This is a genomic window from Bradyrhizobium sp. CB82, from assembly GCF_029714405.1.
Lineage (GTDB): Bacteria > Pseudomonadota > Alphaproteobacteria > Rhizobiales > Xanthobacteraceae > Bradyrhizobium.
Genome location: NZ_CP121651.1, coordinates 211212 through 237384 on the forward strand (window position 1 = coordinate 211212; position 26173 = coordinate 237384).

The following is a 26173-nucleotide window of genomic DNA, read 5'->3' on the forward strand; positions in this document are numbered from 1 at the left end:
ACACCATGGCCTCTAGCTCTAACGCCAGTATCACCAAGAAAGCTCGCACGAAGGCCGAGGCGGATTTTGCCACTTGGCTTATGATGGCCAAGCTCGGTGGTTTTGATGACCTTCCACCAAACGCACAGAGCTTTCTGACCAACTATCGAACCCGACTCGAGACGATGACCGAGGCCGAGTCCACGGCCCTGGCTGTTCGCGGGGTCTATAGCGCTTATTACAGTGAGATGGGAGGCGTGGGCGCGGCGCCGGAACCAAAGGCTCGCACGCCAACGACAGGTGGCAAAGTCGCGCGTTCCCAGAGACGGCCTACACCTCAGCTCGGGCTATCTGCTGCGCGCCATTCGACGAGGCCCATAATCCGAAAGTCACTCACGGCACTGCTGATTTTCGTGTGAGCATGGTGGCACTGATTGTCGCATATAGATTTCTGACGCAGTAACACCACCCCCGGATTGGGTGCAGCGAAGAAGTGACGCTGATCGTAACCGCGCGGCTCGCTAAATTTCTCTGCCGTGCCCCCCTCCACCTCTAGCAGCGAACCGCTTCGTATGACCTCCGCATCTACAAAGATGCGACGTCCGCTTTTCCCCTGACAGCGGCGAATAGCGGACACCCCAACCGCTGATTGGGCCAATGGGCGACATGGGTCGAAGCCCTTGCACCCAAGTCTCACAGGCTTATGTGAGGAGCGGCGAGCACTCGCTCATTGCGACTGCCAATCCAGCAATAATCACAAAAGCTAAGGAGGATCGCATGAAATTCCGTCCGCTTCACGACCGCGTCGTGGTCAAGCGCATCGAGGCCGAACAGCAGACCGCAGGCGGCATCATCATTCCCGATACGGCCAAGGAAAAGCCCTCCCAGGGCGAAGTCATCGCCGTTGGCCCCGGCGGCCGCGACGAGAGCGGCAAGCTGATCCCGATCGACGTCCAGGTCGGCGACCGCGTGCTGTTCGGCAAGTGGTCGGGCACCGAGGTCAAGATCGACGGCCAGGAGTTGTTGATCATGAAGGAGAGCGACATCATGGGCGTTCTCACCGATGTCGCCGGCTCCAAGAAGGCGGCCTAACGCTGACCGCCGCAAACGCTCACCCAGGAGGAGCGCCTGCCGGTGCTGCCTCGCAGGTGAGAGACCATTTCAATTCAGGGAGGACAAATATGTCAGCTAAAGAAGTAAAATTAGGCGTCGATGCCCGCGACCGCATGCTGCGCGGTGTCGAGATCCTCGCCAACGCCGTGAAGGTCACGCTCGGTCCGAAGGGCCGCAACGTCGTCCTCGACAAGTCGTTCGGCGCGCCCCGCATCACCAAGGACGGCGTTGCCGTCGCCAAGGAGATCGAACTCGAGGACAAGTTCGAGAACATGGGCGCCCAGATGGTGCGGGAAGTGGCGTCGAAGGCGGCGGATGCTGCCGGCGACGGCACCACCACCGCGACCGTGCTGGCCGCCGCGATCGTCCGTGAAGGCGCCAAATCGGTTGCCGCCGGCATGAACCCGATGGACCTCAAGCGCGGTATCGACCTCGCCGTCGACGCCGTCGTTGCGGACCTCGAGAAGAACTCCAAGAAGGTCACCTCCAACGACGAGATCGCCCAGGTCGGCACCATCTCCGCCAATGGCGATGCGGAAGTCGGCAAGTTCCTCTCGGATGCCATGAAGAAGGTCGGCAACGAGGGGGTCATCACCGTCGAGGAAGCCAAGTCGCTCGAGACCGAGCTCGATGTGGTCGAGGGTATGCAGTTCGACCGCGGCTACATCTCGCCCTACTTCGTCACCAACGCTGACAAGATGCGCGCTGAAATGGAAGACGCCTACATCCTCATCAACGAGAAGAAGCTCTCCTCGCTGAACGAATTGCTGCCGCTGCTCGAGGCTGTGGTGCAGTCCGGCAAGCCGCTGGTCATCGTCGCTGAGGACGTCGAGGGCGAGGCGCTCGCCACGCTCGTGGTGAACCGTCTGCGCGGCGGCCTGAAGGTCGCGGCCGTGAAGGCTCCGGGCTTCGGCGATCGCCGCAAGGCCATGCTCCAGGACATCGCGATCCTGACCGGCGGCCAGGCAATCTCGGAAGATCTCGGCATCAAGCTCGAGAACGTCACGCTCAACATGCTCGGTCGCGCCAAGAAGGTGATGATCGACAAGGAGAACACCACGATCGTCAACGGCGCCGGCAAGAAGGCCGACATCGAGGCGCGCGTGGCCCAGATCAAGGCGCAGATCGAGGAGACCACCTCGGACTACGACCGTGAGAAGCTCCAGGAGCGTCTCGCCAAGCTCGCGGGTGGCGTCGCGGTGATCCGCGTCGGCGGCGCGACCGAGGTCGAGGTGAAGGAGCGCAAGGATCGCGTTGATGACGCGATGCATGCGACCCGCGCGGCGGTCGAGGAAGGCATCGTTCCAGGCGGCGGCGTCGCCCTGCTCCGTGCCTCCGTGCATCTCAAGGGCATCCGAACCAAGAACGACGACCAGAAGACCGGCGTCGAGATCGTGCGCAAGGCGCTGTCGGCACCCGCCCGCCAGATCGCGATCAATGCGGGTGAGGACGGCTCCGTCATCGTCGGCAAGATCTTGGAGAAGGATCAGTATTCGTTCGGCTTCGACAGCCAGACCGGCGAATACGGCAACCTCGTCACCAAGGGCATCATCGACCCGACCAAGGTGGTTCGCGTCGCGATCCAGAACGCAGCCTCAGTCGCAGCGCTGCTGATCACCACCGAGGCCATGGTCGCCGAGCTGCCGAAGAAGGCCGCTGCCGGCTCCGCGATGCCTCCGGGCGGCGGGATGGGTGGCATGGACTTCTGAGACCAACCGTTGCGCGCACAAGAGAAAAAGGCCCAGCGATGCCGGGCCTTTCCACATTAGCTACCGGTCCAACTCGACGACAACAGTGGATGGAGGTGCCCCATCAGCAGGGGGGCCAAGCCGAGGCACATTTCGCTGATCGTATTTTCGCCGAGCGTGGCGTCCGCTTAGGGCGCGCGGCAATGATCTAACCTCGGCTAGATGAAGCGCCACCCGAAGGCATACTTAACGAGGGAGACGACAGTGGCAGCCTCTCCGTTCCGGGTCAGACTCGGAAGAGCTTATATTGAGCACTTTTTGTCCGCTTCGACCTGCAACGCTGACCGACCAAAGAGCCTACTCCTCTCAAGGTTAGAGCTTGGACAAGCCTTGCACTTGCTCCAAAGGACTTTCAGCCTTTTGTGGGTTAGCCGGGGAGCTAAGGGGGAGCGAGCTGGCGAACTGACTGTAAATAGCCAGTTGCAGGTCGCGTAATCGGGCATGGATCAAGTTCTTGATGTCTGCGGGAGAACTGCGGAATTAGAAAAACTTCTCGCCGCCGGCTGCTTTTGAGCGGACTTGGACACCTTGACGCTAATGCCGGGCCGAACCGCCTCAGTTGAATCGGCAAGCGGCTGGTCTTTTGATTGAACGCATACGAACCGTCCCGGTAGTAGATTACGCCGACGCATTGCCCGCCGACCGCCGACCGCATCTCGCCTTCCGTTGGAACCCCCGAGGCGCGCAACCGTTGTAGCGTGCAGAGGCCTCATGCGATGGACATGGTCACGCGCACTGTCGGCCCGGACGCCGCCCCGGCGGGGTTAGTTTCTCCAGTGAACTCACACAACGAGTGGGATCCGGTGGAGGAAGTGATCGTCGGAAGGCTCGAGGGTGCGGTCATCCCGTCCGATCATCCGGTTGTCACCTGTAACATCCCGGGCATGGCTGCGTGGGCCCAGTCGCTGTTCGCCGGCTTCCGCTATCCAAAGGTCATGATCGAACCAGCGCGGCGCGAGCTTGAAGGCTTTGTTGCGCTGTTACAGTCGCTGGGCATTGTGGTGAGGAGGCCGGAAGCCATCGATCACCGGAAACGCTTCCGCACGCCGGAATGGTCCTCACACGGCTTCTGCAATTCCTGCCCGCGCGACAGCATGCTTGTGATCGGTAATGAGATCATCGAAACGCCGATGGTTTGGCCGTGTCGTTACTTCGAGACGCACTCATATCGCCCGATACTTAAGGACTATTTCCGACGCGGCGCGCGCTGGACCGCTGCGCCCAGGCCGCAACTGACGGACGAGTTGTTCGATCCGGAGTTTCGCGTCCCCGAAAAAGGCGAGCCAGTCTCGTACATTCTGACCGAATTTGAACCGGTCTTCGACGCCGCCGATTTCTTTCGCTGCGGGCGCGACCTGTTCGTCACCCGCAGCAACGTCACCAATGCATCTGGTATTGAATGGCTGCGTCGCCACCTTGGCGATGGTTATCGCATTCATGAGATCGAGAGCCGCTGTCCCAATCCGATGCACATCGATACCACCATATTGCCGCTCGGACCCGGCAAGATTCTGATCAACCCCGAATACATAGACGTCGACCGCCTTCCGGCCATCCTGAAAAAATGGGACATCCTCGTGGCCCCGGAGCCGGACCCGATAACCGATCCTATGCTCAAGATCACCTCGCTGTGCGGGAAATGGCTCAACATGAACGTGCTGACAGTGGACGAGAATCGCGTCATCGTTGATCCGCATCATAAGGCGACAATGCATGCGATGGAGAAATGGGGATTCGAACCGATTCCCTGCGAATTCTTGCATTACGCCGCATTTGGCGGCGCCTTCCACTGCGCCACGCTCGACATCCGGCGGCGCGGCACGTTGGAGAGCTATTTTTGAGCCCCGACCTTCCTTAAGACCCACATCGCACCAGGGGCTAGGAGGTGATTTTCAGTCCGATGATGCCCGAGAGAATGAGGCCGATACAGCCAAGTCTAAGCAACGTCGCTGGCTCATTGAAGAGATAGATACCGAGCGCCGTAGCGCCGACGGTGCCAATGCCCGTCCACACTGCGTAGGCTGTCCCGACCGGCAGCGACTTGAGGGCCAGGCCGAGCAATCCAATACTGGCCGCCATAGCCGCAACTGTGCCGATTGTGGGTAACAGCCGCGAGAATCCTTCCGAGTATTTGAGGCCGATCGCCCAAGCGGTTTCGCACAGGCCAGCAACGATCAGGAAGAACCAAGCCATGAGAGATCCTCCTTGAAGTGTTTGTTCATCTTGGTTCCTCTCCGCGCTCTTTGCCTATCGCGCGCCGTGTCCGCATAAGAAAAAGCAGGGCAGGCGAAGAATTTTGCAGCCTATTTTCGCACAGAGGGGCAGGCTTTCGCGCTCAATTTGCCGAGCTGAGGATCGTAAAGGCAGCTAAAAAAATGCCGCCGATGCAATCCGGCAGCGTTTCCGGTGTTCATCACTGCAAGTGGTCTCGTTTAGGTGTCTCCTCTTGGCGCATCAACAACTGGCGTTTCGTCAAGGCCGTCCGGGTCGGAGAGACGATTACGGCAAGCGTCAAGGTCGAGCACGTCCGCGACGACAAGCCGATCTGCAAGTTGGAGACCGTGGTCCGCAACGCAAGCGGAGAAGATTGCGTGGTCGGAACCGCGACAACATCAGGATCGGGACAATTGCTCTGACCGATTTGGCGATGGCTGCGTTCGCGGCAAATTCAGTGCTTGCAGGTTAGCCCTGTCCCATGCTGCGATCGATCCGGCCACATTTACCCTTGTACGCCTTGCGTCAGGCGCGTGCGTACTGTGCCTCATCCTGTCGCTTCGCCGAAAGCCTGAACCGTCCGGGGGATCGTGGCCCGCATCTGTAGCGCTATTCGCTTATGCGGCCACATTCTCCTTTGCATATGCCTCTCTGCCGGCCGGAACGGGATCGCTACTTTTGTTTGGTGCGGTTCAGACGACAATGGTCGGCTATGGGCTCGTCCGCGGTGAAAACTTATCCGCTTTGCAGTGGTTCGGATTAACAATCGCCGTCGCAGGACTGGCGGCGCTCGTTGCTCCCGGTGCGATGGCGCCTTCAGTGGCGGGCGCGTGTCTCATGTTGGCTGCCGGCGTTGCATGGGGCGCCTACTCGCTGCTTGGCCGTGGCATTACGGATCCCCTCAGCGCGACGGCCGGGAATTTCCTGCGTTCCCTGCCAATCGCAATTGGACTTTCTTTGTGCGTCCTATTGTTCGGCACGAACCTCACTGCCATCGGATTCGCTTGTGCGATCCTTTCCGGCGCTGTTGCGTCCGGGCTTGGCTATACAATCTGGTACGCGGCGCTCCCGGGTCTGTCTGACGCCTGCGCAAGGCGCCTCGCTGCAACTGAGCGTTCCGGTCATCACGGCATTGGCAGGCGCCTTAGTGCTCGGAGAAGCAATCTCCCTTCGCTTTTCCATATCATCGCTTGCAATACTCGGGGGAATTGCGCTGGTCTTCGCCAGTCGAGAAAGTGCGCCATCTCGTACCAGTTGAATGGCGATCGAAGACGTCACGCTAACTGGGCCGCAAAATGGACTTTGTCAATATGTCCCGGAAATTCGCTTATTGGCCATGGAGGGGAAGGTCTATCGTGCGGGCCGGCCGGATTGGTCCACCACCGTCTCACTAGCATGCTGGTCTAGGTTCTGGTTTCTACTAATTTGCCCTATGACCGACGGCGAGCCTGTGGCTGCACCGGTGCTTGCGACTCGTTTGCCGAGAGCTCGGGCGCTCTCTAGTTTCTTGTCATCGATTCCAGGAGAATCAGGTCCGGTTGTTGCGCTCGCGCCGTATGCGCCGAATGCGCCTCCGGCGCTAACTATCACCATTTGATTCATAAGCAGCGCAGCATGGATGGCCTGCATGGCCGTTTCTTTGCCGTTAGAGACGGCTGCACCCGTTACGAATGCACCAGCCACCTTGTTGCGCATCTTGGCATCTCGGAATACACCGAACTTCAGGAACCAATTGTCAAGAAACGCCTTGACCTCGCCTGACACGTTTCCAAAGCAGACCGGCGAGCCAACGATTACGGCGTCCGCCGACAGCAAGTCCTCTGTTGCCACATCGTTCACTCGTTTCAGGTCGACGGTCGTCCCCGCAACCGACTTGGCACCCTCTGAAACACCTTGGGCCACTTTTCGGTGTTCCCAGTTACCGAGTGGTACGCGATCAACACCTTCACTTGACTGGCAGGCGCTTGCGCCTGACCGGACAGTGATTTTTCGCCGTCATCTCCTGGGAGTCGTCAGCGAGGCGAATGTTAGCGAAGTGCTGGGTCCGCCCGAGTGGCTGTATCTTCCTCGCGGGTTCGCGCGTTGGCCGGCGGCAAAGCGTCGCAAGTTCAATGGGCGGCAGTTGGCATCGGGGCGCGAGTTCGTTGCCAAAGGCCGCGCGGCGGTGCGGGATCTGATTGTTTCAGAGCGATTCTTACAAGAGCAGAACGAGATGAGCTTCCTGTAGCCGATGGGGAGATCCAAAGCATTGGGTCCTTCCTGACCGTGGCCCGGTGCGGGGTTGCCGTGGCCCGCAATATTTTTGTACTGATAGGTATAAAATAGGAGTCAGAAGGAAAATGGCAACAATCGCTCAAGCAGCAGCGCACATCTGCTGTGGCCGTTCGAAGGCGCTCGATGGCATGCGCTGCGTGTTCGAGAGGCAAGTGGGGCTGATTAGCAAAGAGAAGTCGCCGAACAAGCGCCGCGAGGTGGCGGTCGCGCTCGCGCCTGTGCTCCATGAGTACCAGGCGACATATCTCGAAATTGGTCGCGCGCTTCGCGTTGTGGACGATGACGTGCTCAGCGCGCGAGCCGATCTGATTTGGCAGGAAATGATGGAAGAGGTCAACGTGGCAGCCGAATGGCCTCGCAACGGCGACGACTTCTGGATCAGAATGTGTGAAGCCGTGCCGTCCCACACGGATTGATGAGGCGGCGTGATGACCGAGGAATCTGCATCCGTTGGAGAAGGCAATGCTCGACGAAAGGGGTGCGCTGCACAAAGAGGCAAAGAGGAGGGAAACATTCCCCCGCGGTGAAGCCTCAGAGAGCTGACTGTCTCTCGCGAATGAGATTCGCGTCGGACGTGCGGGATTGGCAGGTGATCCTCGCTGTTCCTGGCGGCGCGGGTCAAACGAAAACACCAACAGATTGCTGCGCCAGTATCTTCCGTGTGGCACCGATCTGTCCCTGTATAGCCAGGCCAAGCTCCGCGCGATCGCAAGGCAGCCCAATGAAAGGCCGCGAAAGACCTTGCTCTATCAGACCCCAGCTGAGAAGTTCGCAGAATGTGTAGCGGCGATCGGTTGAACCGGCCACGCAAAGCGGTCGTTCATCCCATTGAGGACGTCGCCCAAGGGCCGGAAGTCATCACTTCCTGCAGGCATTTTCTAACTGCAATCAGTGTATGGGCAACCTGGGCGATCATCGTGCTTCGCCAGAGAATTCCTGCCACAGTGCTGACAGCCGGTCGAATGCGGCTCGCGGCAGTGGGCCGTTTTGAACCGCGGCGAGCGCTTCCTCGAACTGCTGCGGTGTCGCTATACCGACCAAGATAGTACCCATCGCCGGGTGCGACAGCGCAAACCGCGTGGCGGCTTCGGTCAGGCTGGTGGCAAACCCTTCCTTGACCAGCGGGACGAGACGCCGTGCGCGATCGACATCGGCGTCATAAGTCATAGCCGAACCAATCGGCTCGGGTGCCGGACTCGCAATCGGGTGACGCTCGGCTGAGCCCGACAGTGCGCCACCTGCCAGCACGCGGATGCCCACTACTCCAACGCCGGCCGCCTTGGTGTGATCGAATAATCGTCCATAATCTTGGGCCGGATAGTTCGTCGGCAATTCCTCGGCGGCAGATGGATTGAGCATGTTGTAGACAATCTGAGCGCTATCGAAGGCGCGCGCATCGACCACTTGATGCAGTGCCTCCGTCTCGCCCACTGCCGTAATTCCGAGGAAACAAGTCTTCCCTTGCTGACGCAGGCGCTCGAACGCTGGTACCACTTCGCCGAGCACCTGTCGGACGCTCAGCGCCGATCCACCTCCTGTCTCGGTAATCGGATTGTGCAGGTGAAAGATGTCGACCTGGTCGAGACCTAGTCGCCTTAGACTGCCTTCGAGCGACATCGTTACGGCGTCGGGAATGCGACCGAATTCGCTGGGCGGCAACCGGACCTTGGTGCCGACGGCCACGTTAGCTGGTTTCAGCTTTTGCAAGACGCGGCCAAGGTTCTTTTCTGATTCTCCATTGCCGTACAGCACCGCGGTGTCGAAGTAGTTCACGCCAGCGGCGATCGCCCGCGCGATGGTACGCTCCTGCTCGGCAGGATCGCCGCGTACCATAAGTCCACCCACCGCGCCGCAGCCGAAGCCCAGCACCGAGAGCTGCATTCCCGTACGGCCAAAGGCCCGCAATTGCATTGTTATTCCTCCGACTGCATGCAGCGAGCGGCCAAACAGTCACCGCTCCTTCCAACAGCCTGACGAATTTCAGTCGTCGCATGTGTCCCGTAAGAACCGGCCTTGCGCTGTCTTCCAAGACTAGCACTTTTCGACTGCCAGACGCGTGAGAAATGGCTCACATCCTGCCTCAAGTGCTAATCGGGCCAGATATTTGGTAAGGTCAAATGACACCGACTAGGACGGGGTCGATAATTTCCCGTCTCCTCCAACGGACATTTTCCGAGCACTCCGACATGTCCGAAGTGCCAGGAGCCGACGTTCCTTACCACGCCTCGCGACCACAAGTGTCCTTGTGGCGCCAGCGCGTCGAGCAAGATTTTGGTCCCCCTCAAGTCGGGCATGCCGAAGCCCTCGGTGAACCAGCTGCAGATCGGAGCGAGGAGATCACGGGCCTCGGCGTTCCTGCCTCGGTCGCTTCAATACCACGTACGGATTGTCTGCGATGCAGCAATCTCGTCCGGCGGGTGTCCCTCCAGGTCCGCCGTTCTCTTCCATGGCCGTGCTGAGCGAGGAATATTTGTGGCCGTGCGGAAGAAGGAGTACCATAACTTCAACTTGCACTGCCGGGTGACATCGTCCTGCCGCTGTTAGGGGCAAACGATGGGTTACGCAGGTGCTGTAGCTCCCATCGCTAGTTACCTATCCCTAGCCTCGGCTTGGCTCGCGCCCAAGGTTGGTGGAGCGCGCCGACTGACACAGGCGCGGTTGGGATATGGTCAGAACTGGCTGCCATGACGGGTGTGCCCCGGGTACCGACGTATTCTATCGCAGCTCGAATAACCGTCTTTGGACAAGCTGGGGACCTGACCAACCAGGATGCCAGTTTTGGAGCGCGCCTGCCGACCTGGGAGGTGAGGCTTTTACATGCATTGGCGCCCACCGCAGTCGAGCAAGCAGGCTAAGGCATTGTTGGCGCCAGCCTGCAAAGGCGGCCACCACGTTGCAATGTGGCTGCCAGGACGACTTGTCAGGAGGAGACAAACATGCGGTCAGAACGAGAAAGTTCCACATCCGCCGTCACACGACGCGGGTTCTTGAAACAGGTGGGCGCCGCGGCTGGAGCCGCGGGCCTGGCGCCGGCGGTTTCGTTGCCGTTTGTGTCTACCGCTCTTGCACAGACCAAGACGCTAAAGATCCTGCAGTGGAGCCATTTTGTCCCGCAGTACGACAAATGGTTCGATGGTTTTGCAACGGAGTGGGGCAAGAAGAACGGCGTCACCGTAACCGTTGATCACATCCCGCATCTGGAGCTACCGGCCCGCGCCGCGGCCGAGATTTCTGCGGGAGCGGGACATGACATTTTTGCCTTCAATGGATCGGGCGGCCCGCACCTGTACGAAAAACATGTCGCTGATCTCGGCAGTCTCGTCAGCGAGGTGGAGAAGAAGCACGGCAAGGTCCACCAGATCGGTCGCCAGATCGGATACAACGAGGATACGAATGTCTGGAGCGCCCTTCCGGCCTACTACATCTCGTTCCCCGGCCTCTACCGGAAGGACCTGTGGGACGAGATCGGGATGAAACCAGATAGCTGGGAAGATCTCCGTGTCGGTGGCGCCAAGCTGAAAGCGAAGGGCACCCCGATTGGGATCTCGCTTGGGCACTCCGTCGACCCGAACCTCTCGTACCGCAGCATGCTGTGGAGCTATGGCGCGTCTGAATGCGACCAGACGGGCAAACGCGTCACCATCAACTCCAAGGAGACGCTCGAGGTCGTGAAGCTCGTTCGCGCCATTTATAAAGATACCATGGAACCGGAGGTCCTGTCCTGGGACGATGCCAGCAACAACCGGTATCTGGCTTCCGGTCGAGGATCGTGGATTCACAACCCGATCTCTGCATACCGGTCGATACAGAAGGCCACCCCTGAATTGGCCGACAAGATCTACGTCTGGAAGACGCCGGCCGGCCCTGTGAGTAGGCTCGCGTGTGGATCGCCCAACTCCTACGTCGTCTGGCGTTTCGCGCGCAACAAGGACACGGCAATCGAGTTCCTGCGCTACTGGACAGACAATTGGGTCGCAGCCTTCGAGGCGAGCACGGGCTACAATCATCCGCTGTTCGAGAACCTCGTGCCCAAGCCCATGCCGATCTTGTCGAACGACCCTACCTCGCACCCGGCCGACAAGCTGCAGGTGCTGGAGACCGCCGACGAGTGGCACGCCACTTATGGCTATCCGGGACCGGCCGGACCTGCCTCGGACGAGGTCGCGGACAATTTCGTCGTCGTCGACATGATGGCCAAGGCCGCGAACGACAAAGCGACGCCGGAGGAAGCGGTCGCCTGGGCGCAGAAAGAGATCGAGCTGATCTACAAGAAGTGGTCGGCGGCATGAACCGATGCGAACACCGAGACGAGCGGATAGAGCCGCTCGCCTCGCGGAACGTTCATAGCGAACTGGCAAGCCGTGGAGGGCAGCTTTAGGCGTTCCCTGTTCAAGGCATGGAGGAAGTGCAGATGGCCGCGGTTGTTGTCAAAGACCTCAGAAAGGTTTTCGGTGACGTCGCTGCCCTCGATGGTGTCAGTCTATCGGTCCGCGACGGCGAGTTTCTGGTGCTGCTCGGTCCCTCGGGCTGCGGCAAGACGACCTTCCTGAGGATCATCGCCGGTCTCGAGCGGCAAACGTCCGGCGACGTCCTGATCAACGACGAAATCGTCAATGACATCACGCCACGTGCGCGTGGCGTGGCCATGGTGTTTCAGAGCTATGGCCTCTATCCGCACCTGACTGTCGCCAACAACATTGCATTTCCGCTGAGGACGCAGGGCACGCCACGGCCCGAGATCGGGCGCAAGGTCGATTGGGCCGCCGGCCTGCTCGGGATCGACCACCTGCTTCACCGGCGTCCCCGCCAGCTTTCGGGAGGCGAGCGCCAGCGTGTGGCGCTGGCCCGCGCGCTCGTACGCAATCCGACGGTGTTCCTGCTGGATGAGCCGCTGTCCAATCTGGACGCGAAGCTGCGGGCAAGCGCACGCAGTGAGCTGAAGCAGTTCCAGCAGAAGGTGGCAACGACCACCATTTACGTCACGCACGACCAGGTCGAGGCCATGGGCATGGGCGATCGCATCGCGGTTGTCGACCATGGCAGGCTCCGGCAAGTTGGAACTCCAAGCGAGATTTACGACCACCCCGCCGACGATTTTGTAGCGAGTTTCCTCGGAACCCCGCCCATGAACCTGATCGAGCATGGCGTTGGACTTTTGGGTTTTCGGCCGGAGCATTTCCTGCCGCGGGAGATGCTCGACGGAGCCGCGCTCTCCGAGCTGCCCTTCCGCGTCGATCGCATGGAATATCTCGGATCGGAGCGTATCTTGTACGGCGCGTTGGATGGCTTGCAGGCGAAGCGCGAAGTCACGGCGAAGCTGCCGGCCCACGTTCCGCTGTCTGGCATCCGCGCCGGTGAATGGCACAAATTTGCGGTTCGCGAAGCGGAGCTGCGCTATTTCGACCGGGACGGTCGGCGTATCGTCGGCCCCAAGGAGCAAGCTCGATGAGCGCGATCGCCGAGGCAGCCGCGCCCCGTCGACCGCCACGATCGCGGTTTACTACTTTCGATCGGCTCGAGGTGCTCGGGCCGCTGTTCATCATCCCTGCAATCCTCTATGTCGTCGTGCTCGTCGGGTTGCCATTCCTGCTTGCCCTGTATTACAGCGTCAGCGCCTACAGCATCTTCAATCCGAGCTGGACGTTTGTCGGGTTGAAGAACTTCCGCGAGGTCATCGACAGCGAGATCTTCCGGCGGACGCTCGCCAACACCCTCATCTTCACGATCAGTGCCCAAATCATCGGCCTGCTGCTCGGCAAGATCGGCGCCATGCTCCTCATGCAGGAGTTCCCGGGGCGCCGGCTGGCCCGCGCGCTTATCGTTCTGCCATGGGCAGTACCGGTGTCACTGGCGACGCTGGCCTGGGTGTGGATGTTCGACTCGCTCTATAGCGTCATCAACTGGACGCTGCTCGCGGCAGGATTGATCGATCCGGCACACCGGCCGCAATGGCTGGGGCAAGAGGATTTGGCGATGATTGCCGTGGCGACCGTGCATGCCTGGCGATTGTTTCCTTTCGGCGTCGTGATCTTCCTTGCCGGATTCACGTCGGTGCCGCAGGATGTGCTCGATGCCGCCACGATCGACGGTGCGGGCTTCTGGCGGCGCAACTATCAAATCATCCTGCCAATCATCGCCCCGATCATCATGATCGCTGTGATCTTTGGCACGGTGTTCACCTTTACGGATCTCAGCGTCGTCTATTTGCTGACGAAAGGCGGACCGATCAACAGCACGCAGGTGCTCGGCACGCTGGCGTTTCAGGTGGGCATCCTCTCGGGCGATGTCGCTCACGGAGCGGCCATTTGTCTGTTCCTGTTCCCCTTCCTCTTGGTCGCAGTGATCCTGCTCTTGCGGTCGCTGCGGCGGCGGGAGATTTGACATGCCGCGCCTTGCCGGAAAAGTAGTTGGCCAGAGTTCGTTTTATGGCGCGGTGGTTACCCTGGTTGTATTCGCCGCGTTTCCCTTCTACTGGATGCTGATCACGACCTTCAAGACGGACGGCGACCTCTACAATCTCAAGTCCATCCCTTATTGGTTCAACGCGCGGCCTACGCTCGAGCATCTCAAGTATTTGTTTGAAGACACGCTGTTCGTGCAGTGGCTGTCCAATTCCGCCCTTATCGGGGTTTGTGTCGTGGCTATCACTCTTCTCGTGGCCCTGCCGGCCGGCTATGGGTTAGCGCGCATGCCGGGCCGTACCGGCGAAAATCTGAGCATCGGCATCTTCCTGACCTATCTGGTGCCGCCGACGCTTCTGTTCCTGCCTCTCGCGCGAGTGGTGACGCTGCTCGGACTGCAGGACAGCATGTGGGCTCTTGTCGTTGTCTATCCCACTTTCACCATTCCGTTCTGCACCTGGCTGCTTATGGGCTTCTTCAAGTCGCTGCCGCGGGAGATCGAGGAGGCCGCAATCGTCGACGGCTGCACTGTTGTGGGGGCCTTCGTGAAAACGGTCCTTCCTCTTTCGATGCCTGCCATTCTGACCGTGGTGATCTTTGCGTTCACGCTAACTGTGCAGGAGTTCGTGTACGCGCTGACCTTCATCTCCTCTTCCAGCGAGAAGCCCGTTACTTTGGGAGTCGCGACAGATTTGATCCGCGGAGACATTTTTTATTGGGGCGAATTGATGGGGGCGGCGCTTATTTCCAGCGTCCCGATAGCGATCGCCTATAATCTTTTTTTGGACCGCTTCATCAGCGGCATCACGGGGGGCGCGGTCAAATAATCGGCCATTTTTGTACTGCGCTTAGCACGCAAGGTCAGAGCCGGTTGGCACTTCGCAAAAGTGCCATTTCCGGACCCATACACCGCAGCAAGCAGCTCTATTCGATCAGCTCGTCGGCGCGGGAGGCCAGCGTCGTGGCACGGAGAGACCAAGCACCTTTGCGGTCTTCGAGTTGATGTCAACTCGAACTTGGTCGGCCGCTCGACCGGCAGGTCGGCAGGCCTCGCACCCTGAAAATCTTGTCGGCGAAGACGGCGACGCGACGCAGGGGCGCATCAGCGCACCGGCATCTCGTTCTCGATCCAGCCGGTCAACGAAGCGTGCTTGGGCGACCAATCCAACTCCGCCCGCGCGCGCCTGCCGCGCACCCGGCTGTTCGAGCCCAGCGAATAGACGGCGTGGCCGAAGCCCACCGCGGCGATGGCGTCGTCGATCGGCCAGGGCTGCGGCGCTCCGAGACCGAGGCGCCGGGCGATCGCCGCTGCGGCCTCGGCGAAGGAGGCCTCGCCGTTCTCGACATAGTAGAAGGCGCCGGCCGGGGCGCGGTCCAGCGCCAGGGCGTAGAGCTCGGCCATGTCCTCGACATGCACGTTCGACCAGATGTTCCGGCCGCGCCCGATATGGTGGACGATGCCGGTCTGCCGCGCTTGTGCGACCAGGGCCGGGATCTGCACGCTGTCGGCGTACAGCCCGCGACCGGTGCCGTAGATCAGGCTGTTGCACAGCACGACGGACCGTAAACCGCCGCCGGCGGCGTCGATGATCAGCCGGTCGATGGCGACGCGCGCTGCCTTGGCCGGCACCGGCTCAATCGGCGTGTCCTCGTCATAGATCCGGTCCGAGGCCAGGTCGCCGCGGGCATCGTCGGCCACCACGCTGGTGCCGCTCGTGTGCAGGAACGGCTTGCCGCTGCCGGCTAGGGCGTCAAGGAAGGCGTCGACCGCGGATCGATCGTCGGAGCTGGCGGCATTGACCACCGCGTCCGCCGCCTTCGCCTCCTGCGCCAGCAGCGCAGTGTCCAAGAGATCGCCCAGCACCGGCTCGATGCCGAGCGCCTGCAGCCGCGCCGCCTTCTCTGGCGACCGCACCAAGCCGCGGATCCGATGACCCGATGCCTTCAACCGGAGGGCGACGGTGCCGCCGATAAAGCCGCTGGCGCCGGTCAGGAAGATGTTCATGCCTGTTGCTCCCTACATGCTCCAGTTCGGTACCAGACCGGAAGGGCTGATAATTCGGATTCCCGGTCGCGTGAGCGCGCCGATTGTTGCCATCTCTTCCGATGAAAGCTCAAAGTCGAAGATCGCGGCGTTGTTCCCGATGCGATCGATCTTGGTGACAATGGCCTAGCGCTGCGCAAGGCATGCGTGCGTTTCGGCGAACTCTGCCGTGACCGGCAGCCAACCCACAGACGTCCTGCCACGGATCGGCGCCGATCAGGCAGCAACCCTGCGCTGATCCGGCAGTCACCGTTAACCTAATTCTGTGCGAAACCGCGTCAGGTCAGCGGGATAACCGTGCGGTACTTGCCGCCAAAAGACGGCTGCGGGGGTTCCGCGGCGCGCTCGATTGAGACATGGCCGAGCCCATGCCCGGCGAGCAAACGGGCCAGCTCACCATGCACGGCTTGCCATACGCGCTCAGGATCGGCGCCTGCTGCGGGACGCAATCGCACGAGCAGACTCGTCGGAGTAATTCGCACCACTTGCGACAACCCTACGCCCGGAATGTGATCCACCTCGAATGCCAGCGGCGGAATAGAAACTCGCTTGCCGCGCTCCGTTGAGAAAGTGAGCACGTCGGCGCTGCGGCCCCGCACGCGGATCGCCGGCAGCGGGTTGCCGCAGAGACAGGGACTGGAGCGCAGTAAGATGCGGTCGCCCAGCTCATAACGGAGAATCGGCTGTATCCGATTGGCGAGGTTGCTGACAAGGACCGAATGTGATTCTTCACCCGGCCGAACCGGGCGGTAGTCGGCATCAACTGGCTCGAGCACAACCCAGTCACTGTTGACGTGATGCCAGCCGTGCTCGCAGCCGATCGCCATGAAAAGACACTCTGTGGCCACGTAAGCGGTTCGGACCTTGGCATGGAATGCTCGCGCGATCCGGTCGTATCCGTCTTCAGAAAGTCCTTCGGAAGTGGGGAGGACCAGCAGGGGGTGAATCTGCAGGCGGCCGGCTTCCTGTTCCTCGGCAAGGAGGACCATCATGCTTGCGTAGCCAGCGAGGAGAACCGGGCGGAATTGGTTAAGTTCGGCAATCATATCCGGCAAGGGCATCTGTACGGGAAACGCCCGAATTGACCGCGCCAAGCGTCTCTTGCGGATCGCGGCAATGCCGGTCGCGCCGACAAAGTGACCGCCAGTCGCCTGCACCAAGGCCATGCGCCCGCCACTGGCGAGGATGCCGAGGATGTCGGCAACGTTCAGCCACCCCATCATCATCCGGAGAGAGATGGCGAGGGTCACGGCCCAATTGCGTTGATCCAACAGAAATATGCCGGGGGTACCCGTGGTTCCCGATGTGGTGGCCACAGAGTACTTTCTGAGAAAGCGTTCCCCGACCAGGTCCGGACTATTGACGAACGCTCGCACCGTCTCGATGGTCACTTCACGGTCTGTGACCCAGTCGTCGAAATGCAACATTAGCGTCTGCTTGCCGACGATTGGCAGCATTGCCGGATCTTGGACCCGCTGCGGAAGGCGCTCGTAGAGCCTGTGATAGAAGGACGAGTTGGCGCGGGCGAAAGCCACCATCTCGCTAAGACGGTCGCGCTGCCGCTGCGCGATTGCGGCCAGACCTTTCCTTCTGGCCCCGCGTGTATCGAGTAGCACTGACAAAATGCCTTCGCTCATCGTAGGCTGTGATGTCCGAATGAACCAGCGGGCCGACAACAGCATCGTTCCACCGGCCAGCAATTGCCGCAGATATACGCAAGAACCTGGCTCCGTTGAACTCACAGAATTGGACCGCCTTTCCAGGACAAGTGATCCTCCAGCCGCCGGCTGCCCGCTGAGCAGAATGCAGCGTCTTTAAGCCAGCGAGCCAATGAATTGAACCGGGGCGTTGCAGAGGGCGAGGCCGCGGGGCCAGCGCTGGGCCGATATGTGGTAAGCTTCGTCAAAATGGTTGGTCAGGTTTCAGGGAGAGGATTGTGAGGCGACGCGAGTTCATCGCGCTCCTCGGCAGCGCGGCGGCAATCCCACCACTCGGCGCGCGCGCGGAGCGCCCGCGAGAGCGCATCCTCTACTTCACTTACTCGGCCGGCTACCGGCATGACGTCATACCGCTTTCCAGGGCAATCCTGACGCAGCTTGGAAGCAATTCCGGTGTCTTTGAGGTCACTGCAACCGAAGACACGTCTGAATTCTCGACCGAAAACCTCCAGCGCTACGCCGCGGTGATGTTCTACACATCCGGAGAACTTCCGATGAGCGGCGATCAGAAGGCAGCTCTTCTCAACTTTGTGCGATCGGGCCGTGGGTTCCTCGGCGTTCATTCGGCCACGGACACATTCTACACTTGGCCGGACTATCTTGATCTGGTCGGCGGCTACTTCAATGGTCATCCCTGGCATCAGGGCGTGACGATCGAGGTGGTTGGTCCTGGCGATCCACTGGTGGCGTTTCTCGGGAATTCGTTGCAAGTCGACGACGAAATCTATCAAATCAGCGACTTCGACTATCGTGGATCACGCGTGCTCCTGCGCCTCGACCAAAGCTCGGTCGACCTTAGCAAGACCGGTGTGCATCATCGATTCTATGGTTGGCCTCTCGCCTGGAAAAGATCTTACGGCGAGGGGCGAGTATTCTATACGGCGCTAGGCCACGAGGCATCAGTCTGGCAGGACGCCCGCTACCAGCAAATCCTCACGAATGCTATCCTCTGGTCTACGCGAAGGTCGCTCTAGAAGTCGAAACGACGGCTAGATGCCGTGGTAGTTCGCGCTTGTGCGTCATTCTGACTGTGCACCGATCGTTTCCGGACTACCCAATAAGCAGACCATTTCAGAGTCGGTCGGCACTTTGCATTCTGCCGAACAGCGGACATCAGCTCGCCGTGTCCAGAGCTGCCTGATCCTCACACGAAAGCTCCACCGATGCGGATAGATGCGGCGCTTGCCATGGGTGTGCGGAAAATCGAGACACGCTTCTGACCATTTCCACCCTCGCAACCGAGCTTGGCCGTGACGAGGAGGTCGCGACATCGATATTCACGGCAATGGGATCACGCGCATCTCGGGCCGGTTCGGAGACCCGGTTCGGAGACAATGAGCGGCAAAACCAGAGCCGATATGCTACTTATCCACGCCTAGCAACGCCTTGGCCGCCCGTGAAGGTTGCCTGAATGCGGGAATTCCCGTTCTTCGTCGCATCGAGCTTCTGGGCGGGCGCTGCGCATGCGGCGACGCCGGGGCACGGCAAAACCATCGCGGCCGCTTACATCGTTGGCGCGCGCGGCAAACCGATCGACGCGGTGATCCTTGGAATTTTCGTCACTCTGTCCCACACCAGCGGGATCGTGCTGGTCGGCGTGCTCGCTTCGCTCGGCTCGACCTGGCTGCGGCCGCAGCGCATCGAAGCCTACTTGGCGGTTGCGGTCGGTATCTTGGTGATCGTGCTCGGCCTATGGATGCTGTGGGCGCAGCGCGATCTTGTGGCGCTCGCCATGGGCGAAGCCGGCGAGCCGGGCGATGGCACTAGCCGCGCGCGGGATCACAATCACCACCATTCTCACGACCATCTGCGCGGCCATGAGCACGGCGAGCCTGTGGTCTGGCATAGCCACGGATTCGGCAAGGTCCACGCCCATCGACTGGACGTCGTGGTCGAGAACCGTCCGAAACTGCCTGTGTTGCTGGCGCTGGGTATTGCGGGCGGCCTGCTCCCCGATCCAGCCGCGCTGGCGCTGTTGCTCGGCGCGCTGTCGAGCGGGCTTGGTCACGGTTGTGGTGTTCAGCCTCGGCTTCGCGGCGACGCTGGTGGTGGTCGGCATCGTTGCCGCGAAAGTCGGCGAAAAGGTGCTCGACTGGCTGGCCAGCATCTGGATGATCCGCCTGCAGATCGCCACCAGCCTGCTGATCGTCGGCATGGGCGTGGTACTGACCATCCGCGCCGCGTCCGAACTGGTGGCGTTGCCGGCGGGCTGAATGTTTAGAGCGCGAGGGCCTTTCTTCGATGCGGCATTCGGCTCTAATTCGAGCATGATTTTTTCGGAAGACCGGCACCCGCACTCTTGGGGATTTGGAATTCCTATTGGGTTTGCCGCGAGTCCGATTGGAATTTCAAATCCACCGCATTGGCTACCGCGCAACCGCATGCCTGGCCGGAAGCATGCCGACAAACCCGCTGATGTCGGCGTACCAGACATTGCCGTCGCGATCGACGGCGATGCTGAACGGTCGGGCATTGTCGCGGGGAAGCGCAAAGATCTCGATGTGGCCGTTGCGCAGCCGCCCGAGGCTCGCGCGGCGCATCATACCAAACCAGACATCGTCATTGGGAGCCACGGCAATGCCGCTGAGACCGGCATTTTCCGGACCCGCCTCGACATCCGAGAATTGTCCATCCTTGAATCGTCCGATGCGGTTGGCGCGAAACTGCAGAAACCACACCGAGCCACCGGAGCCGACCGCGACGTCAGACGGCACGGCGCCGCCACGCGGGAGGTCGAATGTCCTGCTGGTGCCGTCGACGGCGAGGTGGAGCAGCTGGTTGCCGTTCTGCAGCGTGGCATATGTTGCCATCGGCCGCCACTGCGACCCCATAGGGTCCGCCGCGCGCGGACTCGATCTGATAGCGGGTAAAAACTCCGTCCTTCAGCTTGGTCAAGCCATAACCGGTCGGATCGGCGAACCAGGCGGCGCCGTCGGGCGCGATCACCAGCCGTCCGAGGCGAGCGATCGGAGTGTCCAGCACAAACCGTGCGATCTCGCCTACGCTGCTGATGCGCGCAATGGCGCGAGCGGCGAGGTCCGTGTACCAGGCGCTGCCTTCGGCTGCGACCGCGAGCCCGATCGGCTCGATGTTGCGGCTCGACGTAGGCAGTCGCTCGATGCGGCCCTTGCGCAGACGGCCGATCGCATTGGCGTGGTCGATGGTGAACCAGATGCTGCCGTCGGCGCCTGCCGCAATCGCGATCGGCGCATCCTGCGGATCGTCCATGCGGTACTCGACGAATTTCTCCTCCGGGACGGCGCGGACCAGCAGAAGCGCGCCTCCCGCCAGGACCGCGATGCCGAGCGCCGCGGCCAGTGTCCCGATTTTGAAGTTCGCGAGCATTCGCGGCACACTCCGTACGAACCTCGGTTCCCACACGGATCAACGCGGCGAACGCGCGGCGGCGCGCCGGCGCGACAGATGTAGCGCCGCAAGACAGCCGCCGATCAGCACCAGCACACAGAACGAGACCCCGCCGACGAGGCTGATCGGTTCGATGCGCGCCAGCAGGTTGCCGCCTTCGAGGGTCATTCGCCAGACCTCCGCATAGGACATCAGCGAGAAGACCGCGCAAATGACGCCTGCATCGTTTGGATCCCGGGCGAGGGGCCCGGACTCGATATGGGTTGGAACGTTGTCTTCTTTCGGCGCCCAAGTTTCGCCGCCGTCGTCGCTGCGATAGATTCCGCGATCGGAGGAGATGACCAGGGTCGTCGCGTCTGCGCTGGCTCCAATGCCGCGCACTCTGGCTCTCGCCTCAGGCAGCGAACGTCCGACGGAATGCCAACCGGAGCCGAGATCGACGCTGACCGCCATCCGGCCGCCCGCCGCCGCCCAGATGCGTTGCGGCCGGCTGGCATCGGTCGCGATCGTGTCGACCGGCGCATCTGCACCGCCGAAGCCGGTGTTGCGCCAAGTGCGCCCCCATCGTGGCTGATCATCGCCCGTCCGTCGATCACGGCCGCCAGAATGTCGGCCGATCCCGGGATCGTCACCAGCGCCGTCATATCGCCGATCTCTGGGACTCGGGGCACGACCGCATAGGTGCGGCCGCCGTCCTCGCTCGCGAACAGCTCCCTCCAGCCGAGCAGATAGAAACGATGGTTCGCCGGCCCGGCAACCAGCGCCCGCGCCGGGATTGCGGCACCCGGGATCTCGGCGCAGCCAACCCTCCTGGTCACGACGAAACACGCCGCTGGCTGCCGCACACACGGTCAGCTCGCCGTCTGACGAGAAGGCGAGCGCAAATACCGCGCCGATGATGACGTCGCGCGCCTCCGGAGCCCAGCTCCGCCCTCCATTGTGCGAAGTCAGGATTCCGAGATCGGTGCCAACCAGCAGGTGGGACGAATCGCGTGGATCGACCGCAATGACGAGCGCCGCATTGAGAAACAGGCCGACATCTGCATTCAACCAGGCGGCGCCGAGATCGCGAGAGCGAAACACGCCGCCATAGCTGCTCGCGTCATGCGCCGACGCGCTGCTAGCCAGAAGAGACGCCACGCAGACAAGCCAAATGATCAGCCGACGCAGGCCAAATTGCTCTTTTCCAATCCCAAGATGAAGCGGTCGGGGTGGGGAGGCTGGTCCCACCCCGATGTCCCACACATCAAGGCAAGGGTCTCGCCGCACAGTGCATTCGTGGGCATGGGCGGATTGCTGGAGGCAATGTGGCGTGAAGCCAGCCTCTGCGCAACCAAATCACCGCCTACATGAAGCTCCCGGCTGCCACTGAGACCACAGGAGGTCCATTCCACCGAATTAGACTAGAAGCTCGGCGGCCGTGAATGCGCCGGCGCGCCCAAATTGCGGGATTTTCACACATGGGGTAATTCCGGGCCGGAGCCATACTGAAGCTCTGAGAATCAGCTCTCCAAGAATCGATGAGGCTCACCTCTTGGGCCTTGCAATGATAGGAGAGCTGCAATGGAGCGCTATGTCGGACTTGACGTTTCTTTGAAGCTAACAGCGATCTGCATCGTTGATCGGACGGGAAAGATTGAGCACGAAGGCGTTGTTCGTTCCGACCCCGAAGCGATCGCAGCATTCATCAAGTCAAACGCGCCGCATGTCGCGCGGATTGGACTCGAAACAGGGGCAACGTCGACATGGCTGTGGACCGAGTTGAATAAGCTGGGGCTGCCCGTCATCTGCATCGACGCCAGGCACGCCAAGGCGGTGTTGAAAATGCAGATCAACAAGAGTGACCGCAACGATGCCGTAGGCATCGCCCGCATCATGCAATGTGGATGGTATAAGGAGGTGTGCGTCAAAGGCCTCGACAGTCATGCGGTAAAGGCTCTCCTCGTCAGCCGGGCTCTGCTCGTCAAGATCAAGCGGGATCTCGAGAACCAAATCCGCGGGCTCTTAAAGAACCTCGGGCTGGTTATTGGTCCGGCAAAGATGAACGTATTCGCATTGCGTGCTGCGGAGCTCACCAAAGAGCGGCCGGAACTCGCCCTTGCGGTAACGCCGCTACTCAGCGCCCGAGCAGCCATCGAGCAGCAGATTGCTGATCTCGACCGTAAGGTCATGAAGCTCGCACGCAGCAATGCCCAAGTGCGACAGTTCATGACGACACCTGGCATCGGCCCTGTTACGGCTCTTTGCTTTCTTGCAACGATCGACGACCCTACGCGCTTCAAAAGGTCAAGAAGCGTCGGAGCCTATGTCGGACTAACGACCCGACGCTACGCATCCGGCGAGATCGACTGGACGGGTCGAATCTCGAAGTGCGGCGACAAAATGTTGCGCGGCTATCTCTATGAGGCAGCCAATGTGCTGCTCACACGCGTAGCAAAATGGTCAGCGCTCAAAGCCTGGGGCATTCGGCTTGCAAAGCGAACTGGGCTACGCAAGGCCAAAGTTGCGGTCGCGCGAAAGCTCGCGGTCATTCTGCATCGGATGTGGATCGATGGTACCGAATTTAGATGGTCGTCAAAGGAGACCGCCGTGCAAACAGCATAGCAGATAGCGAATTCCCGCCGAGCACCGGCGGGATCCAAGGTCCCTGCCGGGACGTTGGCGTTGGTGCGATCGCCCCAGGCTTTGCGATGCTCAAAAGGCAAGCGCGCTTCACACATTGATCCGCCAGCGTCATCCTACGCCATCATGCGGAGGGCATGCCCCTACCGCGGAGAGAACCATGAACCCGGCAAGGATGTGTTTGGAGAGTCTTGACCGCAGGCCCGGAATTAGAGAACATTGATCCGCCAGCGTCATCCTACGCCATCATGCGGAGGGCATGCCCCTACCGCGGAGAGAACCATGAACCCGGCAAGGATGTGTTTGGAGAGTCTTGACCGCAGGCCCGGAATTAGAGAACGGCCTGGGCCATGAGCAGAAATGCTCCCTCCCAGACCGCTGCACGAAAACCGCAACGAAGCATCCCGCATCTTAAGGGTCCTTGCTGCGATGGCTCAGACTCGGCGCACGTCGAACCGAGTGACTGGGAGACACAGAACAAGCCGAGAAGTCACTACAAAGTCAGGCTTGATGGCGTGTGGGCAGACGTGCCCGACGAGGCCGTGGTGACGGGGCCGAATCGTGGGCGTACCCTGGTCTGGTACTACGACGGTTGGACCGGTCACAGCGGCATACCCGGCAAAGTAATCAAGTGCTTCATGCCGGGCACGATGACCTGAGATTCAAGATAAGATTGACCGGCTTTGCGGCCTGCGGCTCACGCGTGCCTGCCCGCATCGCGGGCAACGACCTGCAGATGCGGCGTAAGGTCGATGCCGTCGTGCTTCGGGTCCGCCGCCGAAATCGCCGACGCCTGCATCGAAATCGCAATGAACCGGCATTGGAGCAGCAAGGCTGAGCAATGTGGACGATGAACATGCAACAGTGCGCCTCCCGGGCGGGCGCGGGACAGCCCCGATGTCAGGATTGGGTGTGCGCCGTGACAAGACGGCGCGCTTTCCAGTGGGTGCAAGCCCCACCCGGCAAACGCTCCAGCCGGAAGCTCGGAGCAGCTATGGTTGTAACGAAGTGGCTGAAGCCTTCGATTAGCGTGTCACGACTTGGTGACAGCGCGAGTGGGCAGGCCGTAATGCGAATGAACGCCGAGCAAGCCTCGAAAAGGACGATGCGCAGGCCGACCCGCCTGATGGATCAGAAAGTTGACGAGCGCATTGGGGAGCAGGTTCATGACCGTTCAGGTGACACCGTGAAATTCAGAACTTGAAGGCGTAAATGCGCCCGTCGGCGCCCACATAGAGGCGATCCTGCGTCGCGATCAGCGTCTGGAAGCGTCGGAGACCGCTCAAGGGCTCGCTGACAAAAATCGGTTCGCCGATATCGCCGCGGAACGCGTGCAGCCGATTGTCGCCTTCGGCGCCAACAATCCACACAATCAGGTTGGAATGGCCGTCCGTGGTGGTCGCAACGGGGGAGCCGCGGCCGCGGAGCGCACCGCACCAGGCGGTGGCCATCGCCGGCGGGGAGCCTGCTGCGATCTTCAAGACCGTCAAATCGTGACCTCGGCCAGGCTGCGGGCAATGCGCTCCTGAGGCCTGGAAGGCAACAAAGACATCATTGCCGACGCGATAGGCGGCCGGCGACGTGACGATCGACGACTGGGATACTGTTTCGACCGCCAGCTGGCCGCCAACGCCGCCGAGACTATTTCGATCGAGAAGATAAGCCTTGCCATCCTTCCCCAGCGCCAGGATCAGAGCGCGGCCGCCGCCCGCTCCGGATATGCTGAGAGGAAGCGGATTGCTGCCCCCAAGATCCGCATCGCTGGCATCGAGTGTTTTCCAATCCGATGGCGCAAAATAGCTCCTCTTGTCGTCACTGCGGCGCAGGTCGGGTCCAACGTGAAACACGGCTTCACCGTCGCTCCAGGTCGGCACGCCGAGCGTGTTCCCGGTCGCAAAGTAGATGTCATGCTCGGAGACGCTCAGACCGCCCGGCGCCCAGATCCCGCCCCCTCGCCCACGCGTTTCGAAGCTGACATGCTTGCCGGGCTCGTGAAGGGAGATTCCGACCACCCAGCCGTGATAGTTTCCGCAATCACCAAAATGGCCGCTGAAGGCGACATAAGCAGTGCCGTCGAGCAGCGTGAGTGCCGCACGCTGGTTGTGGACACTCGGATCGAAATGTCGTCCTGCCTTTTGCAGAAGGTCGGCCACGTCGATCGGCCAGCCGGGGAGAACGCTGCCATCCTTTGTCGAAAGCGCGAACACTTCGTGGCGCGGGCCGTTTCCACGCTCCACGGCAGCATCGAAATAGATGGCTTGGGTTGTAGGGTCGATGACGGGCGTCCCGGTGATACCAAGCGGATCGATATTCCCGCACGGCAGCGACGAACGGCGAACTGGACGCCCGACCACGCGCCTCCACAATTCCTTGCCGGTCGTCTCGTCGAAGGCCTGGACGACGTCGTCCTCGGTGGCCACGAATAGCATCCCGGTGTTCGCGCCAGGAGGACGCCAGTAAAGTGGCTGGGCGTACATCGAGCCCGCGACGTGGGCGTTGAACGCGCCGTCCAGTTGAACCGATCTGGCTTTCTCCCAGGACAACGTCGGAACGACGTACTGGCCGCTTCGGCTGTTGTCACCGTGATAGGTCAGAACCGAGCTGTCTTGAGCAAGGGCGGACAGCGGCGACAGCGCAAGTGCAAATAGTCCGGCCATCAGGGCAGGGCGTGCCGCCATCAAAGAAGCGCGTCGG

General features: G+C 61.0%; 24 protein-coding genes and 4 pseudogenes. 17 read left to right on the forward strand and 11 right to left on the reverse strand.

The genetic code is table 11. From position 1 onward, the window contains the following. Window positions 1–5 precede the first annotated feature (5 nt). From QA640_RS44810 to QA640_RS44825, 4 genes and pseudogenes are all read left to right on the forward strand, one after another. Window positions 6–442, forward strand: a pseudogene (locus QA640_RS44810) (hypothetical protein). 314 nt (window positions 443–756) lie between these two features. Next, window positions 757–1071 carry a co-chaperone GroES gene (gene groES / locus QA640_RS44815; RefSeq protein WP_283043685.1) on the forward strand — a complete coding sequence of 105 codons (315 nt, stop codon included), beginning with the start codon at window positions 757–759 and terminating at the stop codon, window positions 1069–1071. A gap of 89 nt (window positions 1072–1160) precedes the next feature. Further along, entirely contained in the window at window positions 1161–2801 is a 1641-nt protein-coding gene (groL, locus tag QA640_RS44820; protein WP_283043686.1) for a chaperonin GroEL, read from the forward strand. 755 nt (window positions 2802–3556) lie between these two features. Next, window positions 3557–4681, forward strand: a complete 1125-nt coding sequence (locus QA640_RS44825; protein WP_283043687.1) for an amidinotransferase — start codon at window positions 3557–3559, stop codon at window positions 4679–4681. A gap of 37 nt (window positions 4682–4718) precedes the next feature. On the opposite strand, the gene sugE is transcribed toward QA640_RS44825, so the two are convergent. Beyond that, window positions 4719–5033 (reverse strand): quaternary ammonium compound efflux SMR transporter SugE, encoded by a 315-nt coding sequence (gene sugE / locus QA640_RS44830; protein WP_283043688.1) that lies wholly within the window; start codon window positions 5031–5033, stop codon window positions 4719–4721. 17 nt (window positions 5034–5050) lie between these two features. Here sugE and QA640_RS44835 point away from each other — a divergent pair, with 17 nt between their 5' ends. Together QA640_RS44835 and QA640_RS44840 are read left to right on the forward strand one after the other, a co-directional pair. Continuing rightward, entirely contained in the window at window positions 5051–5476 is a 426-nt protein-coding gene (locus QA640_RS44835; RefSeq protein ID WP_283043689.1) for a hypothetical protein, read from the forward strand. Window positions 5477–5487: 11 nt separating this feature from the next. Next, window positions 5488–6312, forward strand: a pseudogene (locus tag QA640_RS44840) (DMT family transporter). 92 nt (window positions 6313–6404) lie between these two features. On the opposite strand, the gene QA640_RS44845 reads toward QA640_RS44840, so the two are convergent. Further along, window positions 6405–6956, reverse strand: a complete 552-nt coding sequence (locus QA640_RS44845) for an NAD(P)H-dependent oxidoreductase (protein WP_283043690.1) — start codon at window positions 6954–6956, stop codon at window positions 6405–6407. Between the two features lie 79 nt (window positions 6957–7035). On the opposite strand from QA640_RS44845, the gene QA640_RS44850 reads away from it, so the two are divergent. From QA640_RS44850 to QA640_RS44860, 3 genes and pseudogenes are all read left to right on the forward strand, one after another. After that, window positions 7036–7281 (forward strand): hypothetical protein, encoded by a 246-nt coding sequence (locus QA640_RS44850; protein ID WP_283043691.1) that lies wholly within the window; start codon window positions 7036–7038, stop codon window positions 7279–7281. Between the two features lie 112 nt (window positions 7282–7393). Beyond that, the gene (locus QA640_RS44855; RefSeq protein ID WP_283043692.1) at window positions 7394–7744 is read left to right on the forward strand and encodes a hypothetical protein; all 351 of its coding nucleotides are present in this window, start codon (window positions 7394–7396) and stop codon (window positions 7742–7744) included. Between the two features lie 175 nt (window positions 7745–7919). After that, a pseudogene (locus QA640_RS44860) lies at window positions 7920–8126 on the forward strand (IS30 family transposase); the annotation flags it as partial. A 114-nt stretch (window positions 8127–8240) separates the two neighbouring features. Here QA640_RS44860 and QA640_RS44865 read toward each other — a convergent pair. Continuing rightward, window positions 8241–9239: an aldo/keto reductase gene (locus QA640_RS44865; RefSeq protein WP_283043693.1), complete on the reverse strand. Its 999-nt coding sequence runs from the start codon at window positions 9237–9239 to the stop codon at window positions 8241–8243. A 1139-nt stretch (window positions 9240–10378) separates the two neighbouring features. Between QA640_RS44865 and QA640_RS44870 the strand changes: the two genes are divergently transcribed. The 4 genes from QA640_RS44870 (at window position 10379) to QA640_RS44885 (ending at window position 14556) form a co-directional block, all read left to right on the forward strand. Next, window positions 10379–11617 carry an extracellular solute-binding protein gene (locus QA640_RS44870; protein WP_283043867.1) on the forward strand — a complete coding sequence of 413 codons (1239 nt, stop codon included), beginning with the start codon at window positions 10379–10381 and terminating at the stop codon, window positions 11615–11617. 122 nt (window positions 11618–11739) lie between these two features. Then, window positions 11740–12777 carry an ABC transporter ATP-binding protein gene (locus QA640_RS44875; protein WP_283043694.1) on the forward strand — a complete coding sequence of 346 codons (1038 nt, stop codon included), beginning with the start codon at window positions 11740–11742 and terminating at the stop codon, window positions 12775–12777. After that, window positions 12774–13709, forward strand: a complete 936-nt coding sequence (locus tag QA640_RS44880; protein ID WP_283043695.1) for a sugar ABC transporter permease — start codon at window positions 12774–12776, stop codon at window positions 13707–13709. The genes QA640_RS44875 and QA640_RS44880 overlap by 4 nt, the downstream gene beginning before the upstream one ends. Before the next feature lies 1 nt (window position 13710). Then, the gene (locus QA640_RS44885) at window positions 13711–14556 is read left to right on the forward strand and encodes a carbohydrate ABC transporter permease (RefSeq protein ID WP_283043696.1); all 846 of its coding nucleotides are present in this window, start codon (window positions 13711–13713) and stop codon (window positions 14554–14556) included. A gap of 275 nt (window positions 14557–14831) precedes the next feature. On the opposite strand, the gene QA640_RS44890 is transcribed toward QA640_RS44885, so the two are convergent. The 3 genes and pseudogenes from QA640_RS44890 to QA640_RS44900 form a co-directional block, all read right to left on the reverse strand. Beyond that, window positions 14832–15734 (reverse strand): NAD-dependent epimerase/dehydratase family protein, encoded by a 903-nt coding sequence (locus tag QA640_RS44890; protein WP_283043697.1) that lies wholly within the window; start codon window positions 15732–15734, stop codon window positions 14832–14834. A 12-nt stretch (window positions 15735–15746) separates the two neighbouring features. Further along, window positions 15747–15866, reverse strand: a pseudogene (locus tag QA640_RS44895) (aldo/keto reductase); the annotation flags it as partial. A gap of 185 nt (window positions 15867–16051) precedes the next feature. Beyond that, the gene (locus QA640_RS44900) at window positions 16052–17455 is read right to left on the reverse strand and encodes a phenylacetate--CoA ligase family protein (RefSeq protein ID WP_349253781.1); all 1404 of its coding nucleotides are present in this window, start codon (window positions 17453–17455) and stop codon (window positions 16052–16054) included. 254 nt (window positions 17456–17709) lie between these two features. Between QA640_RS44900 and QA640_RS44905 the strand changes: the two genes are divergently transcribed. Continuing rightward, on the forward strand, window positions 17710–18465 hold the full coding sequence (locus QA640_RS44905) for a ThuA domain-containing protein (protein WP_283043698.1): 756 nt from the start codon (window positions 17710–17712) through the stop codon (window positions 18463–18465). Between the two features lie 716 nt (window positions 18466–19181). On the opposite strand, the gene QA640_RS44910 is transcribed toward QA640_RS44905, so the two are convergent. Further along, entirely contained in the window at window positions 19182–19499 is a 318-nt protein-coding gene (locus tag QA640_RS44910) for a hypothetical protein (RefSeq protein WP_283043699.1), read from the reverse strand. On the opposite strand from QA640_RS44910, the gene QA640_RS44915 reads away from it, so the two are divergent. Next, a complete protein-coding gene (locus tag QA640_RS44915; RefSeq protein ID WP_283043700.1) occupies window positions 19492–19704 on the forward strand; it encodes a hypothetical protein in 213 nt (70 codons plus the stop codon). The genes QA640_RS44910 and QA640_RS44915 overlap by 8 nt on opposite strands. A 153-nt stretch (window positions 19705–19857) precedes the next feature. Here QA640_RS44915 and QA640_RS44920 read toward each other — a convergent pair whose 3' ends face one another. From QA640_RS44920 to QA640_RS44930, 3 genes are read right to left on the reverse strand one after another with little or no spacing between them, the layout of a single operon-like run. Further along, complete coding sequence (locus QA640_RS44920; protein WP_283043701.1) at window positions 19858–20205, reverse strand: hypothetical protein; 348 nt, start codon at window positions 20203–20205, stop codon at window positions 19858–19860. Next, the gene (locus QA640_RS44925) at window positions 20195–20836 is read right to left on the reverse strand and encodes a hypothetical protein (protein WP_283043702.1); all 642 of its coding nucleotides are present in this window, start codon (window positions 20834–20836) and stop codon (window positions 20195–20197) included. The genes QA640_RS44920 and QA640_RS44925 overlap by 11 nt, the downstream gene beginning before the upstream one ends. 39 nt (window positions 20837–20875) lie before the next feature. Then, window positions 20876–21997 carry a hypothetical protein gene (locus tag QA640_RS44930; RefSeq protein WP_283043703.1) on the reverse strand — a complete coding sequence of 374 codons (1122 nt, stop codon included), beginning with the start codon at window positions 21995–21997 and terminating at the stop codon, window positions 20876–20878. Window positions 21998–22420: 423 nt separating this feature from the next. Between QA640_RS44930 and QA640_RS44935 the strand changes: the two genes are divergently transcribed. Beyond that, window positions 22421–23461, forward strand: coding sequence for an IS110 family transposase (locus QA640_RS44935; protein WP_283035482.1), 1041 nt, complete (start codon window positions 22421–22423; stop codon window positions 23459–23461). 691 nt (window positions 23462–24152) lie between these two features. Further along, window positions 24153–24317: a hypothetical protein gene (locus QA640_RS44940; RefSeq protein WP_283043704.1), complete on the forward strand. Its 165-nt coding sequence runs from the start codon at window positions 24153–24155 to the stop codon at window positions 24315–24317. Window positions 24318–24672: 355 nt separating this feature from the next. On the opposite strand, the gene QA640_RS44945 is transcribed toward QA640_RS44940, so the two are convergent. Continuing rightward, complete coding sequence (locus QA640_RS44945) at window positions 24673–26157, reverse strand: PQQ-binding-like beta-propeller repeat protein (RefSeq protein ID WP_283043705.1); 1485 nt, start codon at window positions 26155–26157, stop codon at window positions 24673–24675. Window positions 26158–26173 lie beyond the last annotated feature (16 nt).